25 protein-coding genes are annotated in these 25,708 nt (G+C 70.7%); 10 read left to right on the top strand and 15 right to left on the bottom strand.

The genetic code is table 11. From position 1 onward, the window contains the following. Positions 1–2: 2 nt before the first annotated feature. On the bottom strand, positions 3–1,346 hold the full coding sequence (gene allB / locus OG959_RS04965; RefSeq protein ID WP_326666213.1) for an allantoinase AllB: 1,344 nt from the start codon (positions 1,344–1,346) through the stop codon (positions 3–5). A gap of 326 nt (positions 1,347–1,672) precedes the next feature. Here allB and OG959_RS04970 point away from each other — a divergent pair, with 326 nt between their 5' ends. Continuing rightward, entirely contained in the window at positions 1,673–2,473 is an 801-nt protein-coding gene (locus OG959_RS04970; protein WP_219567889.1) for an IclR family transcriptional regulator, read from the top strand. A 147-nt stretch (positions 2,474–2,620) separates the two neighbouring features. Here the strand turns inward: OG959_RS04970 and OG959_RS04975 are convergent, their stop codons facing one another. After that, entirely contained in the window at positions 2,621–3,301 is a 681-nt protein-coding gene (locus OG959_RS04975) for an ABC transporter ATP-binding protein (protein WP_326656840.1), read from the bottom strand. Further along, complete coding sequence (locus OG959_RS04980) at positions 3,298–4,389, bottom strand: ABC transporter permease (RefSeq protein ID WP_326656841.1); 1,092 nt, start codon at positions 4,387–4,389, stop codon at positions 3,298–3,300. Before OG959_RS04980 ends, OG959_RS04975 begins: the two co-directional genes overlap by 4 nt. Positions 4,390–4,499: 110 nt before the next feature. Between OG959_RS04980 and OG959_RS04985 the strand changes: the two genes are divergently transcribed. Together OG959_RS04985 and OG959_RS04990 are read left to right on the top strand one after the other, a co-directional pair. Then, on the top strand, positions 4,500–5,708 hold the full coding sequence (locus OG959_RS04985; RefSeq protein ID WP_326656843.1) for a sensor histidine kinase: 1,209 nt from the start codon (positions 4,500–4,502) through the stop codon (positions 5,706–5,708). Continuing rightward, complete coding sequence (locus tag OG959_RS04990; protein WP_326656844.1) at positions 5,705–6,343, top strand: response regulator transcription factor; 639 nt, start codon at positions 5,705–5,707, stop codon at positions 6,341–6,343. The genes OG959_RS04985 and OG959_RS04990 overlap by 4 nt, the downstream gene beginning before the upstream one ends. A 19-nt stretch (positions 6,344–6,362) precedes the next feature. On the opposite strand, the gene OG959_RS04995 is transcribed toward OG959_RS04990, so the two are convergent. After that, a complete protein-coding gene (locus OG959_RS04995; protein WP_326666215.1) occupies positions 6,363–6,665 on the bottom strand; it encodes a DUF5955 family protein in 303 nt (100 codons plus the stop codon). Positions 6,666–6,883: 218 nt separating this feature from the next. Between OG959_RS04995 and OG959_RS05000 the strand changes: the two genes are divergently transcribed. The 3 genes from OG959_RS05000 (at position 6,884) to OG959_RS05010 (ending at position 10,877) form a co-directional block, all read left to right on the top strand. Then, complete coding sequence (locus tag OG959_RS05000; RefSeq protein ID WP_326656846.1) at positions 6,884–7,516, top strand: nucleotidyltransferase family protein; 633 nt, start codon at positions 6,884–6,886, stop codon at positions 7,514–7,516. Positions 7,517–7,750: 234 nt separating this feature from the next. Beyond that, entirely contained in the window at positions 7,751–9,370 is a 1,620-nt protein-coding gene (gene aceB, locus OG959_RS05005; protein ID WP_326656848.1) for a malate synthase A, read from the top strand. Between the two features lie 859 nt (positions 9,371–10,229). Continuing rightward, positions 10,230–10,877 (top strand): hypothetical protein, encoded by a 648-nt coding sequence (locus OG959_RS05010; protein ID WP_326656850.1) that lies wholly within the window; start codon positions 10,230–10,232, stop codon positions 10,875–10,877. Positions 10,878–10,964: 87 nt separating this feature from the next. On the opposite strand, the gene OG959_RS05015 is transcribed toward OG959_RS05010, so the two are convergent. Together OG959_RS05015 and OG959_RS05020 are read right to left on the bottom strand one after the other, a co-directional pair. Then, a complete protein-coding gene (locus tag OG959_RS05015) occupies positions 10,965–13,253 on the bottom strand; it encodes a glycosyl hydrolase family 18 protein (protein ID WP_326656851.1) in 2,289 nt (762 codons plus the stop codon). A gap of 161 nt (positions 13,254–13,414) precedes the next feature. Beyond that, positions 13,415–14,407 (bottom strand): fibronectin type III domain-containing protein, encoded by a 993-nt coding sequence (locus OG959_RS05020; protein ID WP_326656852.1) that lies wholly within the window; start codon positions 14,405–14,407, stop codon positions 13,415–13,417. 167 nt (positions 14,408–14,574) lie between these two features. On the opposite strand from OG959_RS05020, the gene OG959_RS05025 reads away from it, so the two are divergent. After that, a complete protein-coding gene (locus OG959_RS05025) occupies positions 14,575–15,180 on the top strand; it encodes a TIGR03086 family metal-binding protein (protein ID WP_326656853.1) in 606 nt (201 codons plus the stop codon). Positions 15,181–15,191: 11 nt separating this feature from the next. Here the strand turns inward: OG959_RS05025 and OG959_RS05030 are convergent, their stop codons facing one another. Then, positions 15,192–15,875 (bottom strand): alpha/beta fold hydrolase, encoded by a 684-nt coding sequence (locus tag OG959_RS05030; RefSeq protein WP_326656854.1) that lies wholly within the window; start codon positions 15,873–15,875, stop codon positions 15,192–15,194. A gap of 60 nt (positions 15,876–15,935) precedes the next feature. Between OG959_RS05030 and OG959_RS05035 the strand changes: the two genes are divergently transcribed. The 3 genes from OG959_RS05035 (at position 15,936) to OG959_RS05045 (ending at position 18,317) form a co-directional block, all read left to right on the top strand. Continuing rightward, positions 15,936–16,784, top strand: coding sequence for a chitosanase (locus tag OG959_RS05035; RefSeq protein ID WP_326656855.1), 849 nt, complete (start codon positions 15,936–15,938; stop codon positions 16,782–16,784). 188 nt (positions 16,785–16,972) lie between these two features. After that, a complete protein-coding gene (locus tag OG959_RS05040) occupies positions 16,973–17,284 on the top strand; it encodes an SH3 domain-containing protein (protein WP_326656856.1) in 312 nt (103 codons plus the stop codon). Between the two features lie 169 nt (positions 17,285–17,453). After that, complete coding sequence (locus OG959_RS05045; protein ID WP_326656857.1) at positions 17,454–18,317, top strand: chitosanase; 864 nt, start codon at positions 17,454–17,456, stop codon at positions 18,315–18,317. An 81-nt stretch (positions 18,318–18,398) separates the two neighbouring features. On the opposite strand, the gene OG959_RS05050 is transcribed toward OG959_RS05045, so the two are convergent. The 8 genes from OG959_RS05050 to OG959_RS05085 form a co-directional block, all read right to left on the bottom strand. After that, on the bottom strand, positions 18,399–19,835 hold the full coding sequence (locus tag OG959_RS05050; RefSeq protein WP_326656859.1) for a nucleobase:cation symporter-2 family protein: 1,437 nt from the start codon (positions 19,833–19,835) through the stop codon (positions 18,399–18,401). 277 nt (positions 19,836–20,112) lie between these two features. Then, complete coding sequence (locus OG959_RS05055; protein ID WP_326656860.1) at positions 20,113–21,507, bottom strand: 8-oxoguanine deaminase; 1,395 nt, start codon at positions 21,505–21,507, stop codon at positions 20,113–20,115. Between the two features lie 42 nt (positions 21,508–21,549). Beyond that, positions 21,550–22,947: a nucleobase:cation symporter-2 family protein gene (locus OG959_RS05060; RefSeq protein WP_326656862.1), complete on the bottom strand. Its 1,398-nt coding sequence runs from the start codon at positions 22,945–22,947 to the stop codon at positions 21,550–21,552. 67 nt (positions 22,948–23,014) lie between these two features. After that, the gene (pucL, locus tag OG959_RS05065) at positions 23,015–23,938 is read right to left on the bottom strand and encodes a factor-independent urate hydroxylase (protein ID WP_219574276.1); all 924 of its coding nucleotides are present in this window, start codon (positions 23,936–23,938) and stop codon (positions 23,015–23,017) included. 7 nt (positions 23,939–23,945) lie between these two features. Beyond that, a complete protein-coding gene (uraH, locus tag OG959_RS05070) occupies positions 23,946–24,338 on the bottom strand; it encodes a hydroxyisourate hydrolase (protein ID WP_326656863.1) in 393 nt (130 codons plus the stop codon). A gap of 29 nt (positions 24,339–24,367) precedes the next feature. Next, positions 24,368–24,877, bottom strand: coding sequence for a 2-oxo-4-hydroxy-4-carboxy-5-ureidoimidazoline decarboxylase (gene uraD / locus OG959_RS05075; RefSeq protein WP_326656864.1), 510 nt, complete (start codon positions 24,875–24,877; stop codon positions 24,368–24,370). Between the two features lie 176 nt (positions 24,878–25,053). Beyond that, positions 25,054–25,431, bottom strand: coding sequence for a helix-turn-helix domain-containing protein (locus OG959_RS05080; RefSeq protein WP_326656865.1), 378 nt, complete (start codon positions 25,429–25,431; stop codon positions 25,054–25,056). Further along, complete coding sequence (locus tag OG959_RS05085) at positions 25,428–25,679, bottom strand: hypothetical protein (RefSeq protein WP_261991771.1); 252 nt, start codon at positions 25,677–25,679, stop codon at positions 25,428–25,430. The genes OG959_RS05080 and OG959_RS05085 overlap by 4 nt, the downstream gene beginning before the upstream one ends. Between the last annotated feature and the right edge of the window lie 29 nt (positions 25,680–25,708).

Genomic DNA, 25,708 nt, shown 5'->3' on the forward strand with positions numbered 1-25,708 from the left:
GGTCAGTGGTTCCTTGTCTGGAGGCGGCCGGTGGGCTCGGCGAGGGTGCCTTCGGTGGCGATGCGTACGCCGCGCAGCCAGGTCGAGCGCACGACGCCGTGCAGCGTCCGGCCGGCGTATGCGGTGACCTGGTTGCGGTGGAAGAGCTCGGCCGGGTCGACGGTGAAGCCGGCGTCGGGCGCGAGGACCGCGAAGTCGGCGTCGCGGCCGGCCTCGATCGCGCCCTTCTCGGTCAGTCCGGCCAGTTCGGCGGGGGCGGCCGACATCCAGCGGGCGACGTCGTCGAGCGAGTGGCCGCGCCTGCGGGCCTCGGTCCAGATGGCGGGCAGGCCGAGCTGGAGGGAGGAGATGCCGCCCCAGGCGGAGGCGAAGTCCGGCGTCTTGAGGTGCGTGGTGCAGGGCGAGTGGTCGGAGACGATGCAGTCGATGGTGCCGTCGGCGAGTCCCTGCCACAGCGCGTCCTGGTTGGCGGCCTCACGGATGGGTGGGCAGCACTTGAACTCGGTGGCCCCGTCCGGGACTTCCTCGGCGGTGAGGGTGAGGAAGTGCGGGCAGGACTCGACGGTGACGCGGACACCCTCGCGCTTGGCGGCGGCGATCAGCGGCAGGGCGTCGCTGGAGGACAGGTGCAGGATGTGGACGCGTGCGTTCAGCCGCTTCGCGTGGGCGATGAGGCCTTCGATCGCGGTGTTCTCGGCGTCGCGGGGCCGGGAGGCGAGGAAGTCGGCGTAGGCGGGGCCGCTGCGCTGGGGTGCGGTCGCCAGGTGGTGCGGGTCCTCGGCGTGCACGATCAGGAGGCCGCCGAAGCCCGCGATCTCGGCCATCGACCGGGCCAGTTGCTCCTGGTCGAGTTCGGGGAACTCCTCGACGCCGGAGGGCGAGAGGAAGCACTTGAAGCCGAAGACCCCGGCCTCGTACAGCGGGCGCAGATCCTTGACGTTGGAGGGGATGGCGCCGCCCCAGAAGCCCGTGTCGACGTGCACCTTGGGGGCCGCCACCTGCTGCTTGACGCGCAGGTGCTCGACGGTGGTGGTCGGCGGGAGGGAGTTGAGCGGCATGTCGAGCAGCGTGGTGATCCCGCCGGCCGCGGCGGCGCGGGTGGCGGTGTAGAACCCCTCCCACTCGGTGCGGCCCGGGTCGTTCACATGGACGTGCGTGTCCACGAGTCCGGGCAGCAGGACGTCGTCACCGAAGTCCTCCACCCGGGCACCCTCCGGCACCTCGGCGTCGTACGGCAGGACGGCGTCGATCGTCCCGCCCGCGATGTGCACCGCGGCGGGCCGGGTTCCCCCGGGGGTGACGACGCGCGTCGAGCGCAGAACCAGCTTCACGTCCGTACCGGACACCCGTGCTCCCCACTTCATGAATTCAACGAACTGTTGAAGGAGTCTTCACTCGGGAATGCGACCCGTCAAGACCCCATCCTCCCCTCGGACCGCTCAGCCGACCACACACCCCACGGACTGGAGATTTCCACAAAGTAAAAGTCATATTTCGGAGTGCGGAATGTAGAATGGGCCATGCGTGGCACCGCGCGGACCGTCGGACCGGCCCCGGACACCGGGACAAACGAGCCCTGACCGGCCAGGACGGTGCCCCTGCGACAGTGGGCCGATCGGGAAGTGCCCGGTAGGCTGCTGCCTTGCTCTTCCGCTTCGAAAGGACCGTTGACGTGCCGCCGTCCCACGCCAGCACTTCCGACTCCAAGTCCGCCGGTTCCAGCGGTGGTGTGCAGTCCCTTGAGCGCGCCTTCGATCTGCTGGAGCGGATGGCCGACGCGGGGGGCGAGGTCGGCCTGAGCGAGCTCTCCGCGAGCAGCGGACTTCCGCTGCCCACCATTCACCGGCTGATGCGCACGCTCGTGGTGTGCGGCTACGTACGCCAGCAGCCCAACCGGCGCTATGCGCTCGGCCCGCGGCTGATCCGGCTCGGCGAGTCCGCCGCGCGGCTGCTCGGCACCTGGGCCCGTCCGTATCTGGCCCGGCTGGTCGAGGAGACCGGCGAGACGGCCAACATGGCACTGCTCGACGGCGACGAGATCGTGTACGTGGCGCAGGTGCCGTCCAAGCACTCGATGCGCATGTTCACCGAGGTGGGCCGCCGGGTGCTGCCTCACTCCACCGGAGTGGGCAAGGCGCTGCTGGCGCACACGCCGCCGGACGAGGTGCGCGCCCTGCTCGCGCGGACCGGGATGCCGGCCGCCACCGAGAAGACGATCACCACCCCGGACGGCTTCCTGGACGCCCTGGAGCAGGTCCGCCGGGTGGGCTACGCGGTGGACGACAACGAGCAGGAGATAGGGGTCCGCTGCCTGGCGGTCCCGGTCCCCAACTCCCCCACCTCCGCGGCGATCTCGATCTCCGGGCCGGCGGGCCGGGTGACCGAGGCGGCGACCGAGCGCATCGTGCCGATCCTCCAGCAGGCCGCGAAGGAGCTGTCCGAGGCTCTGGCCAGCAGCGGGTCGGCCGGCTGAGACGCGTGAGAGGGGTGGCCCGGAGCCTGCGTGCTCCGGGCCACCCCTCTGCCGTGTGCACGGGCCACCCCTCTGCTGGCGTGTGCCCGGGCCACCCCTCTGCCGTGTGCCCGGGCCAATCCCTCTGCCGCGTGCGCCCCGTCCCGATCAGGTCAGGGCCGGGGCGGTCAGCCTGCCGTCCTGCATGGTGACGGTGAGGTCCATCCGGTCCAGATGGGTCCGGTCGTGCGTGACCATGACGGTGGCCGTGGACCGCTGCCGGGTCAGCGAGACGAGGAGATCGAGCACCGCGGCTCCCCGTTCGTGGTCCAGGGCGCTGGTCGGTTCGTCGACGAGCAGGACCGCCGGATCGTTCATCAGGGCCCGTGCGATGTTGATCCGCTGCCGCTGACCGCCCGAGAGCTGGTGGGGCCTGCGATCCGCCTTGTCGGCGAGACCGACCGCGTCCAGGAGCTCCAGGGCGCGGGTCCGGGCGGTCCGCGCCGCGCCCCCCGACAGGTGGGTCATGACCTGGAGCTGTTCGGCGGCGGTCAGCGACGGCAGCAGATTGGGCTGCTGGAAGACGATGCCGATCCGCTCGCGACGCAGCGCGGCCTTGTCCGCGCGGCCGAGTCCGGCCGTGTCCGTACCGGCGACGACGACGGCGCCCTCGTCCGGCGTGACCAGAGTGGCCGCCACGGCGAGCAGACTCGACTTGCCGGAGCCCGAGGGGCCGACGACGGCGGTGAGGGTGCCCGCGGGCACGTCGAGCGCGACACGGTCCAGGGCGGTCAGCCGGCCGTCGCCGTCCGGGTAGGTGAGCGTGACGTCGGTGAGCGTGAGGGTCATCGGGCACTCCCCAGTGCGGTGAGCGGGTCGACGGCGGTGATCCGCCGGATGGACAGGGCCGCACCGACCGCGCCGAGGGCGATCATGACGGCGGCCGGAATCAGGACGGTGGACGCCTCCAGGACGAAGGGCACGGCCCCGCCGCTGACCAGCGCACCGATGCCGGAGGCGAGCGCGGTGCCCACTCCCGTACCGATCGCGAGCATCACCACGGCCTGCCCGAGTGCGTCCCTCAGCAGATACGGCGTGGAGGCACCCAGTGCCTTGAGAACGGCTACATCGCCACTGCGCTGGATCGTCCAGACGGTGAAGAAGGCGCCGATGACCAGGGCGGAGATGGCGAAGAGGAAGCCGCGCATCAGCTGGAGCGACCCGTTCTCGGCCTGGTAGGAGCCGATCGCGGTGAGGGAACCGTCGAGCGTGAACGTGCTGGTGCCCGCCGCCCGGTCGCCGGCCGCCAGATCGGCGCCGCCGGTGGTGGTCAGCGCGATCACGGTGGCGTGCTCCGTACCGCCGGCTCCGTCCGCCCCGAACCGCTGCCAGTCGGCGAGCGACGTCCACACGACCGGAGTATGGCTGTACGAGGCGTCTCCGGCGACCGCCGCGACGGTGACCTCGTCGCCGCCGATCCTCAGCCGGTCACCGGCGCCGGCCGCCAGGTCCTCGGCAGCCTGTTCGGAGAGCACGACCTCGCCCGGTCCGACCGGGGCGCCCCGGGGTGCCAGAGCGCTCCCCGGCTCGACACCGAACGCCGACACGGCCGCCGTCCGCTCCCCCGCCACCGCGGCGGCGTTCAGCGTGCGGATGCCGAGCGGCTGCGCCGCGGTGATCCCGGGCTGCTTCTCCCAGCTCCGCCAGGCGGTCTCCCGGACGGTAGAAGCGGTGAACGACACCGACTGGCCGTCGGGCGGGGAGGCGAACGCGATGTGGTCGGCGTTCAGCCCCGTGACGGCCGAGGTGTTCTCCCGGGCCAGCCCGGCGGTGAGGCCGGACAGCAGGCCCACGAGCAGCGTGATCAGGACCACGACCGTGCCCATGAGCGTGAACCGGCCCTTGGCGAACCGAAGATCTCTCCATGCGACGAACATGACTCCAGCCTGGGATTTCCCGGCCGCCGAAACATCGCCCGCGGGCCGGTCGAGACATCAACCTTTCGATTGACCGGCCCCGCGCACCCCGCGTCTACGCTGGACGAATCATGGAAAAACGTGTCCATCCCCCGGTCGCCGCCGCGCTGCGGCTGTGTCTGCACGCGCTGCTGCTGGGGCTGCTGGCGCTCGCGGCGGTCAAGGCCGTGAGCGGCGACGCCCCGCACTCGGGGGCCGTCGTCGTGGTCGCGGCGGTGCTGGCCGCGGCGTACGCGGCGGGCGCCCTCGCTCCCGTCGTGCAGCCGCGGACCCCGGCGGGGGCGCTCTGGCTCGCCGTGCTGTGGGCACTCTGGCTGGCGCTGCTGGTGCTGTCGCCGGACGCGCTGTGGCTGGCGTTCCCGCTCTACTTCCTCCAGCTGCACCTGCTGCCGATGCGCTGGAGCCTGCCCGCCGTGGCGGTGACGGCGGGGGCCGCCATCGCCGGCTTCCTGCTGCACGGCCAGGAGATCACCCCCGGCACGTTCATCGGCCCGCTGCTCGGGGCGGCGGTCGCGGTCGCCACGGTGTTCGGCTACGACGCGCTGTTCCGCGAGAGCGAGCGGCGCCGCGAGCTCATCGAGGAACTGGTCTCGACCCGCGCGGACCTGGCCGCGGCGGAGCGCACCGCCGGGACGCTCGCCGAACGCGAACGGCTGGCCCGCGAGATCCACGACACCCTCGCTCAGGGCCTGTCCAGCATCCAGCTGCTGCTCCGCGCCGCGGAACGCACCCTCCCCGAGGACGCCCCAGCGGCGGCCCATGTCCGCCGGGCCCGCGCGGCCGCCCAGGACAATCTCGCCGAGGCCCGTCGCTTCGTACGCGCCCTGACCCCGCCCGATCTGGAGAACGGCTCCCTGGCGGCCGCTCTGGAGCGGCTCTCGGCCCGCACCACCACGCCCGGTCTGACGGTGCAGTTCGCCGTGAGCGGCACCCCGGTGGAGCTGCCCACCCCTTACGAGGTAGCGCTGCTGCGCACCGCCCAGTCGGCGCTGGCCAACACGGTGCAGCACTCCGACGCGCGGCGGGCGGAGATCACGCTGAGCTTCATGGACACCTCGGTGGCGCTGGACGTGGTCGACGACGGCCGCGGCTTCACCGACGACTCCGCCGCCGGCACGGGGACCGGGACGGGCGGCTTCGGCCTGCCGGCCATGCGGTCCCGGGCCCGTTCGCTGGGCGGCACCCTGAGCGTCGAATCGGCTCCCGGCCAGGGCACGGCCGTCGCCCTGACCCTGCCCATGCCCCTCCCCGACGGCCGGACCGGACAGGATGCCGCATGACCGTGACCCCGCCGATCCGGCTGCTGCTCGCCGATGACCACCCGGTCGTGCGGGCGGGCCTGCGGGCCGTCCTGGACACCGAGCCGGACTTCCGCGTCGTCGCCGAGGCCGACACCGCGGAACGGGCGGTGGCCCTGGCCGCGACGGGCGCGTTCGACGTCGTCCTGATGGACCTGCAGTTCGGTGCGGGTCTGCACGGTTCGGAGGCGACCGCCGCGATCACCGCGGTGCCCGGCGCGCCCCGGGTCCTGATCCTGACGACGTACGACAGCGACGCCGACATCCTGGCGGCGGTGGAGGCGGGTGCGGCCGGCTATCTGCTCAAGGACGCCCCGCCGGAGGAGCTGGCCGCCGCGGTCCGTACCGCGGCGGCGGGCCGGTCGGCCCTGGCGCCGGCCGTCGCGCACCGGCTGATGGACCGCATGCGGATGCCTGCCCAGGCGCTCACCAAGCGCGAGCTGGAGGTTCTGCAACTGGTCGGCGAGGGACTGTCGAACCTGCAGATCAGCAAGAAGCTGTTCCTCAGCCAGGCGACGGTGAAGTCCCATCTGGTGCACATCTACGCCAAGCTGGGCGTGGACTCGCGCACCGCGGCCGTGGCGGCGGCGACGGCCCGCAGGCTCATCCGCCGCTGAACACCATCCCCCGGCCGCTTCAGCGCCGCGGCGGCTCGCCGAACAGATCGACAGCGATCCGTACGTCCCTGAGCGCCGACGCCAGCGCGCTGACCGAGCCGACCGCCCCCGCGATCAGCAGCAGCGACCGGCGGAGCCGGGGAATCCCGGGCGCGCCACCGGCCGCCATCGCGTCCAGCGCCGCCAGCTCGTCCTCGGCGATCGCCCGGTCCGGGAACTCCGCGGGATGTCCGGCCAGCTCCCGCCGGAGCCGGGAGACGGCCGTACGCAACTCCGCCACCCTCGGGTCCTCGCCACTGCTGGTCACCCGCGCCTGCCCCACGCTCTTCAACAAAGCACTCCCCCTCGCACATCTTTGTGCCGGTGTTTCGACCAAGTCCCGAACGGTGGTCAAGTGTCCGGGGGTGCGGGCAAGTTAACGCCATGACAGGTGCCGGGCGCCACTCCGTGGACCGAACTCGGAGTGTCCCCCACATTGACGCGGGCCGGGAGACCGGCCCGGTCCGTGCGCGAACGGCCGGTCCGGTGTATCCAGGCGGCATGACAAGCACACCGCACACCCCTTCCTCGCCCACCCCGCCCACCTCGCCCGTCATCGCAGGCCTGCTGCTCGCGGCGGGCGGCGGACGGCGGCTCGGCGGGCGCCCGAAGGCGCTTCTGGAGCACCGCGGCCGTCTGCTGGCCGACCACGCGGTGGCCACGCTCCGGGAGGGCGGCTGCGGCCCGGTTCATGTGGTGCTCGGCGCGGCCGCCGACGAGGTGCGGGCCCGCGCCGGACTGTCCGGCTGCACGGTGAGCGTCAACCCGGAGTGGACCGAGGGCATGGGCTCCTCGCTGCGGGCGGGACTCGCCGCCCTCACCGGCACGGGCGCGGACGCGGTGGTCGTCCTGCTGGTCGACCAGCCGGGAATCGGCTCTGAAGCGGTGGCCCGGGTGCGTGCGGCGTACCGCTCACGGACGAGTCTGGCGGCGGCCTCGTACGGAGGGGAGCGGGGCCATCCGGTGCTCTTCGGGGCCGCGCTCTGGACGGACATCGCGGCGGGGGCGGTGGGCGATCAGGGGGCCCGGGCGTATCTGCGGGAGCACCGCGATGCGATCACGCTCGTCGAGTGTTCCGATGTGGCTCAGGCGTACGACATCGACACGGCGGAGGACCTGGCGCACCTTGAGTGAACGCACTGGCACGCTGCGCCAGCAGGGCCCCACTTCTGTCGACCCGGAGAATCTCGACATCAACAAACCATTGAACTTCCACCATGAGGAAACTACTATCCACTGGTCAGAAGCCCTCTGCACCTCAGACGGCGACCACGGCCGTATCCCGGAGCCCTGGCACGCCGTGCCATTTCAGGCGACCCGGCGGCCGTGAGACGTCGCCCGCACCGCCCGCTGAAGGAGTGACAGCTCATGTCCGCACCAGCGCCGTCCTCGCTGGCCATCGTCGATGCCGAGCCCCTGCCCCGGCAGGACGAGGTCCTCACCCCCGCGGCCCTCGCTTTCGTGGCCGAGCTGCACCGCCGGTTCACGCCCCGGCGGGGCGAGCTGCTCGCCCGGCGCGGGGAGCGCCGCGCCGAGATCGCCCGCACCTCCACGCTGGACTTCCTGCCGGAGACGGCCGCGATCCGTGCGGACGACTCCTGGAAGGTCGCACCGGCGCCGGCGGCGCTGAACGACCGCCGGGTGGAGATCACCGGTCCCACCGACCGCAAGATGACCATCAACGCCCTGAACTCGGGCGCGAAGGTCTGGCTCGCCGACTTCGAGGACGCGTCCGCCCCCACGTGGGAGAACGTCGTCACCGGCCAGCTCAACCTGATGGACGCGTACGACCGCGCCATCGACTTCACCGACCCGAAGTCCGGCAAGTCGTACGCCCTCAAGCCGGCCGACGAGCTCGCGACCGTCGTCACCCGCCCGCGCGGCTGGCACCTGGACGAGCGCCACCTCCAGCTCGACGGCACCCCGGTGCCCGGCGCGCTGGTCGACTTCGGCCTCTACTTCTTCCACAACGCGCAGCGCCTGATCGACCTCGGCAAGGGCCCGTACTTCTACCTGCCGAAGACGGAGTCGCACCTGGAGGCCCGCCTCTGGAACGACATCTTCGTCTTCGCCCAGGACTACGTGGGCATCCCGCAGGGCACGGTCCGCGCGACGGTCCTGATCGAGACGATCACCGCCGCGTACGAGATGGAGGAGATCCTCTACGAGCTCCGCGACCACGCCTCCGGGCTGAACGCCGGCCGCTGGGACTATCTCTTCTCCATCGTCAAGAACTTCCGTGACGGCGGCTCCAAGTTCGTCCTGCCGGACCGCAACGCGGTGACGATGACCGCCCCGTTCATGCGGGCGTACACCGAACTCCTCGTCCGCACCTGCCACAAGCGCGGCGCCCACGCGATCGGCGGCATGGCCGCCTTCATCCCGTCGCGCCGGGACGCCGAGGTCAACAAGGTCGCCTTCGAGAAGGTCAAGGCGGACAAGGACCGCGAGGCCGGCGACGGCTTCGACGGCTCCTGGGTCGCCCACCCCGACCTGGTCCCGATCGCCATGGCCTCCTTCGACGCGGTGCTCGGCGAGAAGCCGAACCAGAAGGAGCGCCTGCGCGAGGACGTCTCGGTGGCCGCGGGCGACCTGATCGCCATCGACACCCTGCACGCCAAGCCCACGTACGACGGTCTGCGCAACGCCGTCGCGGTCGGCATCCGCTACATCGAGGCGTGGCTGCGCGGCATGGGCGCGGTCGCCATCTTCAACCTGATGGAGGACGCGGCCACCGCCGAGATCTCGCGCTCGCAGATCTGGCAGTGGATCAACGCGGACGTGGTCTTCGAGAACGGCGAGCACGCCACGGCGGACCTGGCCCGCAAGGTCGCCGCCGAGGAACTGGCCGCGATCCGCACCGAGATCGGCGACGAGGCCTTCGCGGCCGGCAAGTGGCAGCAGGCCCACGACCTCCTGCTCCAGGTCTCCCTGGACCAGGACTACGCGGACTTCCTGACACTGCCGGCGTACGAGCAGCTGCGCTGACGCCCGCCCGTACCGGTGCGATGAGTGACGCCCCGCCATCTGAACGCTCGATGGCGGGGCGTCACCGCCTGCTTGCCGAAGGGGCCACTGCCGGAAGGCGAGGGAGCGGTCCACCCGTCTTTCGCCGCCACCTCACCCGCAGGCGCTCGCCCCGGTCTCGGTAACGACCACGTCCTCGAGCCGGACGGACGGTGACTCGTCGCGAGGAGGGCCAGCAGCTCCGTGGACCGCGGCTCATCGGGTGGTTCGTCGACGGCCATCCGGATGGCAAGCCCTCGGCCACTGAGGAAGGCGAGGTCCGCCGCGTATCTCTGGAGCGTCCGGTCGCGTCCGGGAGCGGTGACCAGAACCATGCCGCTTCGGGTGATCAACCGCCGCAGTGCGAGGGCGGAGCCGTTCAGCTCGGACTCCACATGTCCGGCGTCCCCCATCCGGGATTGCCGTCCATCGCCTCGCTGAGCCGATCCACACAGGGCGTGAGCCAGGCGTTCATCTCGCGTCCGTCGGCTTCCGGTCCGGCGGTGGTGACGCACCGCGCGTGCGCTCGGGACCGGTGCGCGGTGGCAGTGTCCACAGCGGCGCGAGCCGGCGACGTATCGCGGGACACAGCCGGGCGCAGGCGGTCACAGCGCCTCGCCGGACCGGCAGGACCGGTACGTACAGCGGCTCGACCATCGCAGCTCCCCACACCACGGCTCCGACTCGTCCCTGGTCGCAGCGTGAAGGCATCCCGGGCACGGATGAAAGAGCGCGTATCCGGCCAGGGGTGAGGTCTCGGCGTCACCGTTGCTGTGAAATCGTTCCCTCATCACCCCGGACCGCGACTCCGCCACGCGTCGACCAAGGGAGCACCGCGCCCATGCCCGTCCATTCACTCGCCCACTCGCCGCTCTCCGCCCCCGCGGTCAGGGAGTTGCTGGCGATGCCCGCCATGCAGGCCGTGGCCGAGGAGGAGTTCGACGCGTACAGCGAGAAGGAACTCGGCTGGGAGTACACCTGTCTCGTCTCCGACGCCGTCATCACCGGGCACCATCACGTCCTGTGGTACGAGGGCACTCCGCTGGGCGACCCGGAGTGCACGCTGGTCCTGACGTTCGGCGAGGCGTATCCCGTCGACCCGCCGGATCCCGATGAGTACGGTCACGACGCGCTCGTCGAGCTCGTCGGGGAGTGGGCCGCCCTGCCGGGCTGGGTCCTTCTCCAGCGACCGGACGAAGCGGCGTGCGAGGCCGTGCTCGACCGGGCCGCGGATGTCGTCGCCGCAGAGCTCGGTCCGCCGCTGCGCACGCTGCGCTCCAACGACTGGCTCGGCATGGGGCCCTATCTGCGGTGCCGGATCTGGCGAATGGGCGAGCACGGCGTCGTGCTCGCCCCGCGCGAGGACGGCGGCCCCTACGGCTACCTGACCCATCTGGTCCTGGCCGTGCATCCCTGGCCGGCGGGAGAGGAACTGCCCGTCGCGGACGAGGACTGCCTGCGATGGGTGCGGGACCGCATCATCCTGTGACCGCGCCGGGCGGCTTCCGGTGCCTGGCCGGCCCGCGGAGTCCGCCGGAACTCCGCGGGCCGGCAGTGCCGTTGCCGTTCGCGCTGTCTACCGCAGCCCGGTGTCGAGCGCGGACATCAAGGTCCCCTGCGGGGTGTCCCCCGACATCTCCCAGACCATGACGCCCAGCAGGCCCTTGTCCTTCACATAGGCCGTCTTCCTGCCGATGGACCAGGTGTCGTCGAACGACCACCACTGGTTGCCGTTATATCCGTAAGTCGATACGGACTGTTCGTCGTGGTGGACCGCCATCGTGGGGTACGCGCCGATGAGGTTGGAGTAGCCCCGGGTGCCGGCCTCCTCGGCGAACTGGCCGGGGGCCGCGCCGCCCGCGGGCTGCCATTCGCCCGCCGCTCCGCCGTCGGTGACGTTCTGCCAGCCGCGGCCGTAGAACGGGATACCGAGGGTCAGTTTGCGGGGCTCGACGCCCACGTCGGTGTACGCCTTGATGGCGGCGTCCGCGCTGAAGTGGAAGTCGTACGGGTCCTGGTCGTCGGTGTAGAGGTTGGCCTGGTGGCCGGCGCGGTTCGGTTCCCAGGAGTTGTCGCTGCCCGAGCCATGGAAGTCGTAGCCCTGGACGTTGGCCACGTCGAGGGAGTCGAACACCTTGGACAGGTCCCAGCCCTCGTCGATCTTCTGCGGGTCGGCGGGGGTGAACGCGGTCAGGAGGCGGTGACCGCCGCCGAGGGCGTCCAGCTGCTTGCGGAACTCGGCGAGGAGCAGGGTGAGGTTGCCCTTGTCGTCGGGCGAGTAGTGGTTGCCGGGGTGTCCGGTGCCGGTGCCGGGCCACTCCCAGTCGATGTCGAAGCCGTCGAAGATGCCGGCCGCGGTGCCGGGGCCGCCCGCGCCGTTGTACTCGGGCAGGTTGCCCTTGATGTACATGTCGATGCAGGAGGAGACGAACTTCTTGCGCGCCGCGTCGGTGGCGGCGACGTCGGAGAAGTACTTCGAGTAGGTCCAGCCGCCGAGCGAGACCACGATCTTGAGGTCCGGGTGGAGCTTCTTGAGCTTCTTCAGCTGGTTGAAGTTGCCGCGCAGTTTGCCCCAGCCGTCGTCCGCGACCCCGTCCACGGACTGGGCGGCGCCGAACGGTCGGGCGTAGTCGGCGTCCGCGTCACCGGCTCCGGTGCCCTGCTCGGGGTCCTGGGGGTCGGCGGTGGTGCCCTTGGTGACTCCGTTGAGGCAGGTGAGGTTGTTGGGGTCGATGTTGGCGAAGGCGTAGTTGACGATGTCGAGCTTCCCGGCGGCGCCGGAGTCGTGGAGGTTCTTCACGAAGTACTGGCGGCCGTAGATCCCCCACTGGACGAAGTAGCCGACCTTCGCGTAGTTGCCGGAGCCCACGATGTCGTCGGTTTTCACGGTGAGGGCGTTGCTCGCGAGTGAGGCGTTGTCGGCCGCGTCGCGCGCCTTGACGGTGAAGACGTACGAGGTCGAGGGCGACAGGCCGCCGATGGTGGCGGTGGTCGTGGTGCCGGACACCGTGGTGGCCAGGGCGGAGCCGCGGTAGATGTCGTACGCGGCGACCCGCTGGTTGTCCGTCGCGGCGGTCCAGGTCAGCGTGACGGACGAGGAGTCGGTCGTGGTGGCGCGCAGGGCGGCCGGGGCCGTCGGCGGGGAGGTGTCGGTGGCCGGGTCGACGGTGGTGACGGTCAGCGGGGCGCTCTCGGCGGAGACGTTCCCCCGGGTGTCCTTGGCCCGGACGGTGAAGGAGTAGGCGGTGGCTGGGGTGAGACCGCCGACCGTGGCGGAGGTCGTCGCCGTGGCCGATCCCACCACCTTGCCGCCGGCCAGGATGTCGTACGAGGCCACGGGGAAGTCTCCCGCGGTGGCGGCCGTCCAGGAGAGTGAGGCGGTGCGGGCGGTCACGTCGGTCCGCTTGAGCCCGCCGGGTGCGCCGGGTGGCGCGTCGGCGGATCCGTCGCACTTGTCGCCGTTGATCCGGCAGCCGGTCGGTGCGGTGATCGGGCCGGTGGCGACGAACCAGAAGCTGTACGGCTCGGTGGTGCTGTGCGCGGCGACCGTCCCGTTGTAGTGGGCGTTGACCGCGGTGAGGTGGCTGCCCTGGGTGGTGACGGTGCCGTTGTACGAGGAGCTGATCGCGACGCCGGCGGGCAGGTCGAACTCCAGGCTCCAGCCGGTGACGGCCGTGTCGGTGTCGTTGCGCAGGACGTAGGTGCCTTTCCACCAAGGGCCGTTGTCGGCCGAGGTGAAGGTCGCCGTCAGCTTGCCCGCCGCGTGCGCGGGACCGGCCTGGAGGGACAGCAGGGCGAGAAGGAGGGCGAGGACGGCGAGCAGTGCGGTCGCCGTCCTCCGTCTGAGGGGCATGTGCTCGAACATGGTTCTCCCTTGCGGCTGGGACCGGTGAGGCGGTCCTCGGGGGGAGCGGATACATGTCGTTCCATGGAGCACAGGGGAAAGTAATTGGTCTGGACCAACTCGTCAATAGGTACAGACCAATTAGCCTCTCGTCGCCCTCTCCGCCTCCGGCGGAAAACTGCTCAGCCGCCGAGCACGACGGTGCGCGCCGCCGAGAAGTCGCCCCACTTCCCGTCGGGGAGCTTCGCGCGGATCTTCATCGAGTAGCGGGTGCCGCGCGGATCGGTGACGGTGAGCCGGTAGCTCGCCCGACCCACGGGCGGTTCGCCACCCCAGACGATGGTGGTGGTCAGCCGGCCGTCCAGGTAGAGCTGGTAGGCGGGTATCTTCCCGCCCGTCTCCGGCTGCTTCCAGTCCAGGTCGACGGCGTACTCCTTGCCCTGGGCGCTGCTCGTGATCCGCAAATCCGTGGGGGCGGTACTGGCGGGTGCGCCCGGGGCGGTCGCCGTGGTGAGGTCGAAGGTGTTGCTGTCGGGCGACGAGGTGTCGGCCGCGTCGCGGGCGCGGACCGTGAAGGTGTAGACGGTGCCGGGGCGCAACCCGGTCAGGCGGGCCGTGGTCTGCGCGCCGGGGACGCTGTGGATCCGGGAGCCCTCCTGGTAGATGTCGTACGAGGTGACGCCGACATCGTCCGTGGAGCCGCCCCAGGACAGGGTCGCGGCCCTGCCGCCGTCGGCCTTGCCGCGCAGGTTCACCGGAGTCGTCGGCACCTCGTGGTCGGCGGGGGTGGGTGCGGGGGTGGTGACGGCCGCGGCGGCGCTCGGCGCGGAGAGGTTTCCGGCGGCGTCGCGGGCACGGACGGTGAAGGTGTACGCGGTGGAGGCGGTCAGCCCGTCCACGTCGATCATCACCTTGGCGGCCGGAACGGACTTGACCTTCCGGCCCTGACGGTAGACCTCGTACCCGGTGACGGCCGTGTCGTCGGTGGCCGGCTCCCACATCACATGGGCGGACGTGGCACTGCTCGCCTGGACGGTCACCCCGCGGGGCGCGGTCGGTTTCCGGGAGTCCGCCTCGGCCTCCGAGTCGCAGGCGGTGAGCGTGGCGAGGAGCAGGGCGGCGGAACAGGCCAACGCGGCGGTTGCGTGGGGGCGTTGCACGGTGGTGCCTTCCATCCGAAGCAATGGTCCAGACCTGTATCGCATGGTGTGGGGGTCGCCGACAAGAGGACGGAGCGGAACGTTCCGCAATGTGCCGGTGTGCGCCGCACCGGTGTGGCACCACGTGGCCCTCGTGGCGCGCCGAGCGATGATTCCGTGGCGCTCGGGCAGTCTGCACAGGTATGGATACGCAGACGAACTCCGCACCCCTCCTCGACCTCGGACCGGCGGCCCGGCAGATCGCCGGCATGCTCACCGCCATCGACGACGCCCGGCTGGGCGGCCCGACCCCCTGTCCCGACGTCACCGTGGGCGCGATGCTGGCCCACGTGGAAGGGCTGGCCGTGGCGTTCCGGGATGCCGCGCGCAAGGAGCTGGGAGCGACGACCGACACGGCACCCTCGGTGGAGTCGGGGGTCCTCGACGGCGGCTGGCGTTCCACCCTGCCCGCGGCGCTCGACGAGATGGTGGCGGCCTGGCACTCGCCCGACGCCTGGCAGGGCATGACCCGGGCGGGCAGCGTGGACCTGCCGGGCGAGGTGGCCGGCATGGTCGCGCTCAACGAGCTGGTGCTGCACGGCTGGGACCTGGCGAGGTCGACCGGGCAGCCCTACGGGGCCGAGGAGGCGCATCTGCGCAACACGCTGGCGCTGCTGGCCGACGTGGGCGACAACCCGCCGGCCGACTCCCCGTTCGGGCCGCCGGTGCCGGTCCCGGACGACGCGCCGCTGCTGGACCGGGCGGTCGCCCGCAGCGGCCGGCACCCCGACTGGCGGCCGGAGAGCTGAGGGCCACCGCGTCAGCTGGTGAAGAACTCCGTGATCTGCTGGGCGACCTGGTCGGCGTGGACCTCGTGGAGCCGGTGGCCGCCGCCGATCGTGAGGAGGTGGCAGTCCGGGATCAGCGTGGCCATGTCCTGGAGCCGGGCCTGCGGCATGGTGCTGGCCGGGCCGCCGGCGAGCATCAGCGTCGGGGCCACGATCTCGCCGAGGCCCTCGGCCCAGGCCGGGTCGGGGTCGGCCAGCTGGGTGCGTACGGCTCCGAGCACGGCCTCGTCGTAGTCGACCGGCCCTGCGGGCGGCACGTCGGGGCCCGCCGCTCCGGGGAACGGCGGCGGGGTCTCCACCAGCACCAGCCGCTCCACCCGGTCCGCATGCGTCTGGGCGAAGAGATGGGCGACGACGCCTCCCATGCCGTGGCCGACCAGGCCGACGCGGTCGAGCTCGCAGGCGTCGAGAAAGCCGAAGAGGTCGTCGAGCATCAGCTCGAAGTCGTACTCGTCGGGCCAGTCGCTTTCGCCGTGGCCCCGCAGGTCGAGGGCGTACACCCGCCATTCCTGACCGAGCAGACTCCCGGCCGCCTCCCAGCTCGCGGCGGAATCGCCGAGGCCGTGCAGCAGCACGACGGGCGAGCCGAACGGGTCGCCCCAGGTCCGGTACGCCAGACGTACATCGCCGACATCCACAACAGACTGATCATCCATACCCCTGACGCTACAGCCGAATGAGCAAAGATCATTCCCACGGCCTGGCAGGCTGGAAAGGTGAAGCTCACCGCGCGTTCTCCCCTCGTCACCTCCCTCGCTCTCGTCCTGGCCGCCGCCCTGCTGTCCGGGTGTGCGGGGGCGGGTCCCGGCAGCTCCTCGGGCAAGGGGGGCCCGGGTCCCGGGCTGGACGATCCGGCGAAGAAGGACATCGCCATGCAACTGGTCTCCAGCGCGGAGAACTCGACCCTCGACTGGAAGTCCCAGTACACGTACATCCAGGACATCGGCGACGGCCGCGGCTACACGGCCGGCATCATCGGCTTCTGCTCCGGCACCGGCGACATGCTGAGCGTGGTCGAGCGGTACGCGAAGGCGCGGCCCGGAAATCCGCTGGAGCGGTTCCTGCCCGCCCTGCGCGCGGTGAAGGGGACCGACGCGCACACGGGACTCGGCCGTCCGTTCACCGAGGCGTGGTCGAAGGCCGCGGGTGACGCGGCGTTCCGCGCGGCCCAGGACACCGAGCGGGACCGGGGGTACTTCGACCCCGCGGTCGCACAGGCGAAGGAGGACGGGCTGGGCACACTCGGCCAGTTCATCTACTACGACGCCTATGTGATGCACGGGGCCGGTGACACGGAGGGCACGGTCGGGTTCCGTACGATGCGCCGCCAGGCACTCGACGAGGACCGGCCCCCGGCGGACGGCGGCGACGAGGGCACGTACCTCGACGCCTTCCTCGACGCGCGCGTCGAGGCGATCGGCAAGGAGCCCTCGCACAGCGACACCAGCCGGGTCGAGACGGCGCAGCGGGTCTTCGTGCGCGAGGAGAACTTCGGCCTGGAGACACCGCTGCGGTGGACGGTGTACGGCGACAGCTATCTGATCAAGGCCCCGGGCGCTTCGTAAACCCATGATCGACAGGCGCGCGAAGCGTTGGCCGGGCGACCCGTGTGCGCCGGTGCGCACGGCATGTGACCTGCGCTTTCGCTCCTTCAGGGAAGGCTTTCTCCACCCGTGTCCCGGTGGCCGGCCGGCCCGTTGAGGCGGACGGACGGTCCACGCGCCGTGGGCCGGATCACTGAGGAGTTCGCGACATGATGAAGAAGATTCTGCTGGGCGCGGCCGTGCTGACCGCCGGTCTGGGACTGGCCGTCTCGCCCGCCGCCCAGGCCACCCCGAGCACGACCGCCGCGCACAGCGTCAAGGCGGCACCGGCCCAGGTCTGCACGGTCAACGACAACGGGGTGAACTTCCGTGGCGGTCCGGGGACGGACTACCCGGTGCTGGGCCAGGTGAACCGGGGCCAGAACCTCGACTACCGCGGCCAGCAGGGCAACTGGGTGATGGGCGACCTGTGGGGCGGCCCCACCGGCGTCTGGATCCACGTGGCCTACCTGGACTGCTGACCCGGCACTCAGCGGCCCCGCACCGGCGCCCATGCGCCCGGTGCGGGGCTCTCGCATGCCCGGACCGCACGAACTCGCCCGCGTCGCAGGGGTGTACGAGCGCCGTTCGACTCTGATAGGAAAGCTTCCTAACAGAACAATCGGAACGACGAACTCCCTTGGAGGACTGGTGCACGCTCCCCACAAGCGCACCGCACGTCGCAACAACCGATCCGTGCGCGTCGCACTCGTCGCGCTCGGTCTGACCCTCACGGCGATTCCCGCCACCGCCTTCGCAGGCACCGCCCCCGCCCCCACGGCGGTTCACCACCAGGAGGCAGCCGCGACCGGGCTCGACGATCCGGCGAAGAAGGACATGGCCATGCAACTGGTCTCCAGCGCGGAGAACTCCTCGCTGGACTGGAAGGCGCAGTACGGCTACATCGAGGACATCGGTGACGGCCGCGGCTACACGGCGGGCATCATCGGATTCTGCTCCGGCACCGGCGACATGCTCGACCTGGTGGAGCTTTACACCCAGCGGGAGCCGGGCAATCCGCTCGCCGAGTACCTGCCGGCCCTGCGCGACGTGGACGGCACCGATTCGCACGACGGTCTCGACCCCGGGTTCAGCGAGGCCTGGGAGACGGCTGCCGTCGATCCGGCGTTCCAGCAGGCACAGAACGACGAACGCGACCGGGTGTACTTCGACCCGGCGGTCGGCCGCGGCAAGAGCGACGGGCTGGGCACACTCGGCCAGTTCGCGTACTACGACGCCATCGTGATGCACGGCGACGGCGGCGACAGCACGAGCTTCGGCTCGATCCGCGAGCGCGCCCTCGCGCAGGCGAAGCCGCCGTCCCAGGGCGGCGACGAGGTCACCTACCTCAACGCCTTCCTGGACGCGCGGGTCTGGGCCATGAAGCAGGAGGAGGCCCACTCGGACACCAGCCGGGTGGACACCGCCCAGCGGGTCTTCCTGGAGAACGGCAATCTGAACCTGGACCCGCCGCTCGACTGGAAGGTGTACGGCGACAGCTTCCACATCGGCTGACGCACCGGACCGCGGTCAGCTGTGGCGCGTACGGCCGCCCTCACGGCGGAACCGTACGCGCCACAGTGTTATGACACAGCGTCAGTGAACGGCCACGGGAGCGGGGCCGGCCTTCTCCTGGTCCCCCGGCTCCGCACCGGGTTCCGCGTCCGGTTTCCGGCCCAGGTGGTTGAAGGCCAGGTTGAGGACGATCGCCACGACGCACCCGGTCGAGATGCCCGAGTCGAGGACCACGAGCAGGTCCTTCGGGAACGCGTGGTAGAACTCCGGCGCGGCGATCGGTATCAGCCCGACGCCCACGGCGGCGGCCACGATCAGGGCGTTCTCGCCCTTCTCCAGCGCGGCGGTGGCCAGCGTCTGGATGCCGCTCGCCGCGACGGAGCCGAACAGCACGATGCCCGCGCCGCCCAGCACCGGCAGCGGCACCAGCGCGATGACGGAGGCCGCCACCGGGCACAGGCCGAGCAGGACGAGGATGCCGCCGCCGGCTGCGACGACGAACCGGCTGCGGACCTTCGTCATCGCGACCAGCCCGATGTTCTGGGCGAAGGCGCTGCACATGAAGCCGTTGAACAGCGGGCTGATGGCGCTGCCCAGGGTGTCGGCACGCAGACCGCCCTCGATGGTGCGCTCGTCCGCGGGCCGGTCGACGATCTTGCCGAGGGCCAGCATGTCCGCGGTCGACTCCGTCATGCAGACCAGCATCACGATGCACATCGAGACGATCGCGGCGATCTCGAACTGCGGCGCCCCGAAGTGGAACGGGGTGGGGAAGCCGATGACGTCGGCGTCCTTGATGGCGCCGAAGTCGGTGATGCCGACCGGGATCGCGATCAGTGTGCCGATGACGAGTCCGAGCAGGATCGCGATCTGCTGGAGGAAGCCGCGCAGCAGTTTCCGCAGGGCGAGGACGATCACCAGGGTGACGGCCGCCATCGTGATGTTGGTGGTGGAGCCGTAGTCGTCGGCGGTGGCGTTGCCGCCCTGGGACCAGTTGAAGGCGACCGGAAGCAGGGAGACGCCGATCAGGGTGATGACCGTGCCGGTGACGACGGGTGGGAAGAAGCGGACCAGTTTGCAGAAGTAGGGGGCGAGGACGAAGCCGAGGAGGCTGGCGACGATGATCGCGCCGAAGATCACGGCGATGCCGTCGTGTCCGCGGTCCTTGCCGATGGCCACCATCGGTGTCACTCCGGCGAACGAGACGCCGTTGACGAACGGCAGCCGGGCGCCTATCCGCCAGAAGCCGAGCGTCTGGAGCAGGGTGGCTATGCCCGCGGTGAACAGGCTCGCCCCCATGAGGAAGGCGGTCTCCTTGGCGGTGAGGCCCACGGCGGGCCCCACGATCATGGGCGGGGCCACCACGCCCGCGTACATCGCGGCCACGTGCTGGAGACCGCTGGTGAACATCTTCAGTGGGGGGAGCGTCTCGTCGACCGGATGCTTCCGGTCGGCCGGGGACGATTCCGGGTCGGGTGCTGCACTTGCGTCGTTGCGAAACCTGGGCGTAGCTGCCACGGCGGTTCCTCCGGTCGGGTACACATCTGCGGCGACGTGGGTGTCAGGGAGGTGGTGCCGGGACCGGTCCACCGGACCGGGCCCCGTGTGGTGCGTTGATGCAGGTGGGGCAGGTCGTGCAGCTGGTGCGGGCAGCTTGGATCACCGGTACGGGAGGCGCGTACGTCTGAGGTACGCGCCTCCCCTACCGGTTGCCGTGGACCCCGCTCGGGTCCACGGCGGCCGGCCGAGGGCCGTCCCCCTCGGCCGGCCGGTATCGGGGACCGTCGGGAAGCCGTCAGGCTCCGGCGGCGATCTGCGCGAGGCGGCGGGCCTCGTCGCGGGTGGCGCGGGCGATGGCGTCCTCGTCCACGGTGGTCAGGCGGTTGGACTCGACGACCGGCCTGCCGTTGACGAGCGACAGCGTGACCGGGGCGGCGGCGCCGAAGACCAGGGCGGTCACCGGGTCCGCAATGGAGGCGTGGGCGAGGGTGTCCAGCTTCCAGAGCACGAGGTCGGCGAGCTTGCCGGGCTCCAGGGAGCCGATCTGGTCCGCGCGGCCGAGGACCTGGGCGCCGCCGTACGTACCCAGGCGCAGGGCCTGACGGGCGTTCAGGGCGCGTTCGCGGTGCGGACCGAGGCGGTTGATGAGGAGGGCGTTGCGCAGCTCGGTGTGGAGTTCACCGGACTCGTTGGAGGCGGTTCCGTCGACGCCGAGGCCGACCGGGACGCCCGCGGCGAGCATGTCCGGGACCCGGGCGATGCCCGCGGCGAGGCGGGCGTTGGAGGACGGGCAGTGGGCGACACCGGTGCCGGTGCGGGCGAAGGCGGCGATGTCGGAGTCGTTCATGTGGACGCAGTGCGCCATCCACACGTCGGCGCCGAGCCAGCCGGTCGACTCGAAGTAGTCGGTCGGCCCCATGCCGAACAGCTCGTGGCAGAACTTCTCCTCCTCCACGGTCTCCGAGCCGTGCGTGTGCAGCCTGACCCCACGCCGGCGCGCCAACTCGGCGCCCTCACGCATCAGTTCGGTGGACACGGAGAACGGGGAACAGGGTGCGACGGCGATCTGGGTCATCGCGTCGAAGGAGGTGTCGTGGTGCGCGTCGATGGTCGCCTCGGTGGCGGCCAGCGCGCCTTCGAGGGTCTCCACGGCGAAGTCCGGCGGCAGCCCGCCGTCCTTCTCGCTGCGGTCCATGGACCCGCGGGCGAGGGTGAACCGTACGCCCATGTCACGGGCGGCGCCGATGATCGCGCCGGACAGGTCGCCGGAGCCCTTCGGGTACACGTAGTGGTGGTCCATGGCGGTGGTGACACCGCCGCGGGCCATCATGGCGAGCGAGCCCTGCGCGGCGGTGCGGGCCATCGGCTCGTCGATGCGCGCCCACGTCGGGTACAGCGCGACCAGCCACTCGAAGAGGTTGTGGTCGGTCGCCAGGCCGCGGGTGATCCACTGGTAGAAGTGGTGGTGCGTGTTGACCAGCCCGGGCGTGACGAGGTGCCCGGTGCCGTCGATCCGGCGAACGACGTGTCCCAGGCCCTCCGGTGCCCGGCCGGCGCCGACGGACTCGATGCGGTTGCCCGCGACGACGACATGGCCCGAGGCGTACTCGGTGTCGTCGGCGTCGACGGTCGCGATCGAACAGTTCTCGATGACGATGCGTTCCACTCGGTCGGCTCCCGGTGCTGCCATGGTGCTTCCTTCTCTCATCAGCGATGTGGGCACGGCAGGACCCTAGGAGGATTTGAGTGCCACAGCCGTGCGGCCGTGGGTGCCGAGATGGTGGAAGAACAGGTTGAGCAGGACCGCGACCAGCGCTCCGGCACTGATGCCGGAACCCAGGACGGTCTGCGCCCAGGACGGGAATCCCGCGTAGAAGCCGGGCGCGGCGAGCGGGATGATGCCCGCGCCGAGCGCCACGGCGACCAGGACGATGTTGGAGCTGTCGTCGAGTCCGGCCTCGGAGAGCGTACGGATGCCGCTGACGGCGATCGAGCCGAACAGGACGATGCCGGCGCCGCCGAGCACGGGCATCGGGACGAGCGAGACGACCGCGCCGAGGGCCGGGAAGACGCCGAGGACCAGCAGGGCGCCGCCGGCGGCGGCGACCACGTACCGGCTGCGCACCTTCGTCAGCGACACCACGCCGACGTTCTGCGCGAAGGCGCTGGTCGGGAATCCGCCGAAGACCGGTCCGACGAGGGTGGCGATGCCGTCGGTGCGCAGTCCGCGGGTGATGGTCCTGCCGTCGGTGCGCCGGTCGCAGATCTCGCCGAGCGCGAGCATGCCGGCACAGGACTCGGTCATCAGGACGAGCATCACGATGCAGAGGGAGAGGATCGCGGCGGGCTGGAACTCGGGGGCGCCGAAGGCGAAGGGGGTGGGGAGGGCCGCGACGGGCGCGGACCCGATCGCGGAGAAGTCCGCGAGCCCGAACGGGACGGCGGCCAGTGTGCCGGCCACCAGGCCGATGAGCAGGGCCACTTGCTTGAGGAACCCGCGCCCGAAACGCTGGACGATCAGGATGACGGTGAGGGTGAAGGCGGCCAGGGCGAGGTACTTCATGGCACCGAAGTCGGCCGCTTCCTTGTCACCGCCCTGGGCCCAGGAGACCGGGACCGGCATCAGCGTGACCCCGATGAGGGTGATGACGACGCCGGTGACGAGCGGCGGGAAGAAGCGCAGCAGTCTGCCGAAGAACGGGCCGACGGCCAGGCAGAACACCCCGGCCACGAGCACCGCTCCGTAGATCGCGGGCAGTTGGTGCCCGGGGGCGCTGGTCTCCGCGATGGCGAGCATCGGCGCGATGCCCGCCGAGGAGGCGGCGTTGACGAACGGCAGCCGGTTGCCGGCGAAGCCGCCGATGCCGAGCGTCTGGAGGAGGGTGGCGCAGCCGGCGATCAGGAGGCTCGCCGCGATCAGCCGGGTCATGCCGGCCTGGTCGAGGCCGACCGCCTGTCCGATGATGAGCGGTGGGGTGACGACGCCCGCGTACATGGCGGCGATGTGCTGGAGCGCGGCGGGGACGAGCCGCGACGGGGCAGGCTTCTCGTCCACGGGGTGGACCGGGCTCTCCAGCGGGGTGGAACACGGGCCTTCTGCTTCTGCGGGCCCAAGTGCAGGCTGTGCCATGGGGATTCCCTCCGGACCGCCCGGCCCCCGTCCGCTGTGGACGGACGGGAACCGGCGCGGCACCGCGTCAGAGGTTGGTCATGTCGACCGGGATCTGCGGCTCGACTCCGTCCCGCAGCACGGTGGCCTCGATGAGCCCGTACGGACGGTCGGCCGCGAAGTAGACCTCGTTGTCGTTCTTGAGCCCGAACGGCTCGAGGTCCACCAGGAAGTGGTGGTTGTTCGGCAGCGAGAAGCGGATCTCGTCGATCTCGCTCCGGCTGTTGATGACCCGCGAACCCATCTGGTACAGGGTCTGCTGGAGCGACAGCGAGTACGTCTCCGCGAAGGCCTGCAGGATGTGCTTCTTGGCCTGCTCGTACGACTTCTCCCAGTTGGGCATCCGGTCGTCGTCGCTGGTCCAGTTGTAGCGCCAGGCGGCGGCGACGTCGGTGCACAGGATGCGGTCGTACGCCTCCTTGAGCGTCGTGTACCTGTCCTTGACGTAGCCCCAGAACTCCGAGTTGGTGGAGTTCATGACCGTGAGGTCCTTGAGGCCGGAGATGATCTCCCACTTCTCGCCGTCGTAGGTGATCTGCGTGGTGCGCAGTTCCTGGCCCTTGCGGGCGAAGGAGTGGTTGACCTCGTCCGATCCGATGAACCTGGAGCTGTTGTCCGAGGTCGCGATGCGCTCCCAGGAGTACTCCTGGATGCGGATGCGGGCGACCTTGATCGGCTCCTGCGATGTCACGAAGTGGCGGGCGAGGTGGATGCCGAACTGCTCGGCGGACTCGATCCCGTGCTCCTTGGCGAACGCGAACACCGTGTTCTTGGTGGTGTCGGTGGGCAGGACGTTCGCGTTGGAGCCGGAGTAGTGGACGTCGTCCATGTCGCCGGAGAGGGCGACCGAGACGTTCAGGTCCTTGATGTGGTGGGTGTCGCCGTCCCGCGTGATCCTGACGACGCGGTTCTCTGCTTTGCCGTACTGGTTCTGGCCGAGAATCGTGGGCATGTGTCTGCTAGCTCCCTCGGTATACGGAGTAGCCGAACGGGTTGAGCAGCAGCGGTACGTGATAGTGCTCGCCCGGGGTGACGGCGAACGTGATCGCCACCTCCGGGAAGAACGCGCCGCTGTCCCTTACGCGGGGGGCGTCCTGCTGCGCCTCGGCTTGCTTCTTGGCGGTGAAGTACGACTCGGTCTCGAAGTCGAGCCGTACGTGGGTGGTGCCTTCCGGCAGGGCCGGCAGGTCCTTGCAGCGCCCGTCCGCATCGGTCGCGGATCCGCCGAGCGCCACCCACTGCGCGTCGCTGCCCGAGCGGGCGGCGAGCCTGATGGTGACGGACGCGGCGGGGCGGCCGATGCTGGTGTCCAGGATGTGGGTGGACACCGATGCGGTGGCGAAGGTGCTCAAGACCTTCACTCTCCTTCTGGTACGAGCTCTTACGAGCCTTCCGTGACGAGACGGGTGAGGCGGATGCGGTTGATCTTGCCCAGTTCGGTGCGCACGATGGCGCGCTCCTGCTCGGGCGTGTTCCCGGTCCGGGACTTCACCGCGTCGCGCATCTGCTCACCGGTGGCGCCGGTGGCGCAGATCAGGAAGACATGTCCGAACCGCTCCTGGTAGGCCAGGTTGAGTTCGAGCATCTCGGCCTTGAGCTCCTCGGTGGCGCCGGCCATCCCCCGCTGTTCGCGGGAGGAGGTCGGGTCCCCGGGCTTCGGGCGGCCGATCGGCGGGTGACCGGCCATGGCCTCGGCCAGGTCCTGCGCGTCGAGTGCCGCCGTGGCGGTGTCGCTCGCGGAGAACAGGGCTTCGGCGGTGGCGTACGGACGGCGGGAGAGGATCGCTCTTCCCCAGGCCGCACTGGCACAGATCTCGTGCAGCGCGGTTGCCGCCTCGTCGTCCGCCAGGGTGTTGAACCGGGCGAGGCCCGGTGTGGAGCTCGAAGTCACGGGAGCCTCCGTGGCTGTTTTTCGCTGTGCGTTGGTCGGGCTGCGGATAGCTAACGCCCTCCACAACACCACGTCAACACTTTGTTGAAATTCCGTTCATGTAAAAAGCCGTCGCCCGGTGATCCGGACGACGGCTTCCACGTTCATGTGCCGTTTACATCTACCCGAGCGCCCAACTACTCGGCCTTGGAGCCGTTTTCCCTGTTCAGGTAGTTGTAGACGGTGAAGCGGGAGACCCCCAGAGCCCCTGCCACGGTCTCGACGCCGTGCCGCACCGAGAAGGCACCGCGTGCCTCCAGGGTGCGGACGACCTCCTGCTTGGTCCTGCGGTCCAGCTCGGCGAGCGGCCTGCCGTGCCGGCGCTCCATCGCGGCCAGGATGTGGTCCAGCGAGTCGGAGAGCTGGGGCAGCCGGACGGCTATGACGTCCTCGCCCTCCCAGGCCAGGACGACGTCATCGGCCTGCGCCTGCTCGGGTCCGAGCAACTCGGCGCCCATGGCGTCGACGAGCGGCTTGACGGCGGCGACGAGAGGGTGGTCCCCGGCCTCGGTCACTTCGGGTCCTCCCCGATGACGTTGACCTGGAGCGACACCCGAGTGGCACCGGATGCCAGCGCCTGGCGCAGCAGGGAGTCCACCGCGGTGAGCACCTCGTCGGCGCCGCCCTCCGCCGTGTTGCCGAAGGGGCCGACGTCCACCGCGTCCAGTTCGGCCGACTGGATGACCTCGCGGGCCACGACCGCGTGGGCCGGTGCCTCGTCGAGATCGAACGGCTCGGTGGTGAACTCCACTCTCAAGCGCACTGTGTCTCCCTCATGCGTCGCGCCGCGTC

Source organism: Streptomyces sp. NBC_00385, from assembly GCF_035917155.1.
In the GTDB taxonomy this organism is placed as follows: Bacteria; Actinomycetota; Actinomycetes; order Streptomycetales; family Streptomycetaceae; genus Streptomyces; species Streptomyces poriferorum.

Coding starts and splice junctions, on each gene's coding strand:
- OG959_RS04975 (WP_326656840.1), bottom strand. CDS start 3,301: ATGACCCTCACGCTCACCGACGTCACGCTCACCTACCCGGACGGCGAC.
- OG959_RS04980 (WP_326656841.1), bottom strand. CDS start 4,389: ATGTTCGTCGCATGGAGAGATCTTCGGTTCGCCAAGGGCCGGTTCACG.
- OG959_RS04985 (WP_326656843.1), top strand. CDS start 4,500: ATGGAAAAACGTGTCCATCCCCCGGTCGCCGCCGCGCTGCGGCTGTGT.
- OG959_RS04990 (WP_326656844.1), top strand. CDS start 5,705: ATGACCGTGACCCCGCCGATCCGGCTGCTGCTCGCCGATGACCACCCG.
- OG959_RS05000 (WP_326656846.1), top strand. CDS start 6,884: ATGACAAGCACACCGCACACCCCTTCCTCGCCCACCCCGCCCACCTCG.
- aceB (WP_326656848.1), top strand. CDS start 7,751: ATGTCCGCACCAGCGCCGTCCTCGCTGGCCATCGTCGATGCCGAGCCC.
- OG959_RS05010 (WP_326656850.1), top strand. CDS start 10,230: ATGCCCGTCCATTCACTCGCCCACTCGCCGCTCTCCGCCCCCGCGGTC.
- OG959_RS05015 (WP_326656851.1), bottom strand. CDS start 13,253: ATGTTCGAGCACATGCCCCTCAGACGGAGGACGGCGACCGCACTGCTC.
- OG959_RS05020 (WP_326656852.1), bottom strand. CDS start 14,407: ATGGAAGGCACCACCGTGCAACGCCCCCACGCAACCGCCGCGTTGGCC.
- OG959_RS05025 (WP_326656853.1), top strand. CDS start 14,575: ATGGATACGCAGACGAACTCCGCACCCCTCCTCGACCTCGGACCGGCG.
- OG959_RS05030 (WP_326656854.1), bottom strand. CDS start 15,875: ATGGATGATCAGTCTGTTGTGGATGTCGGCGATGTACGTCTGGCGTAC.
- OG959_RS05040 (WP_326656856.1), top strand. CDS start 16,973: ATGATGAAGAAGATTCTGCTGGGCGCGGCCGTGCTGACCGCCGGTCTG.
- OG959_RS05055 (WP_326656860.1), bottom strand. CDS start 21,507: ATGGCAGCACCGGGAGCCGACCGAGTGGAACGCATCGTCATCGAGAAC.
- OG959_RS05060 (WP_326656862.1), bottom strand. CDS start 22,947: ATGGCACAGCCTGCACTTGGGCCCGCAGAAGCAGAAGGCCCGTGTTCC.
- pucL (WP_219574276.1), bottom strand. CDS start 23,938: ATGCCCACGATTCTCGGCCAGAACCAGTACGGCAAAGCAGAGAACCGC.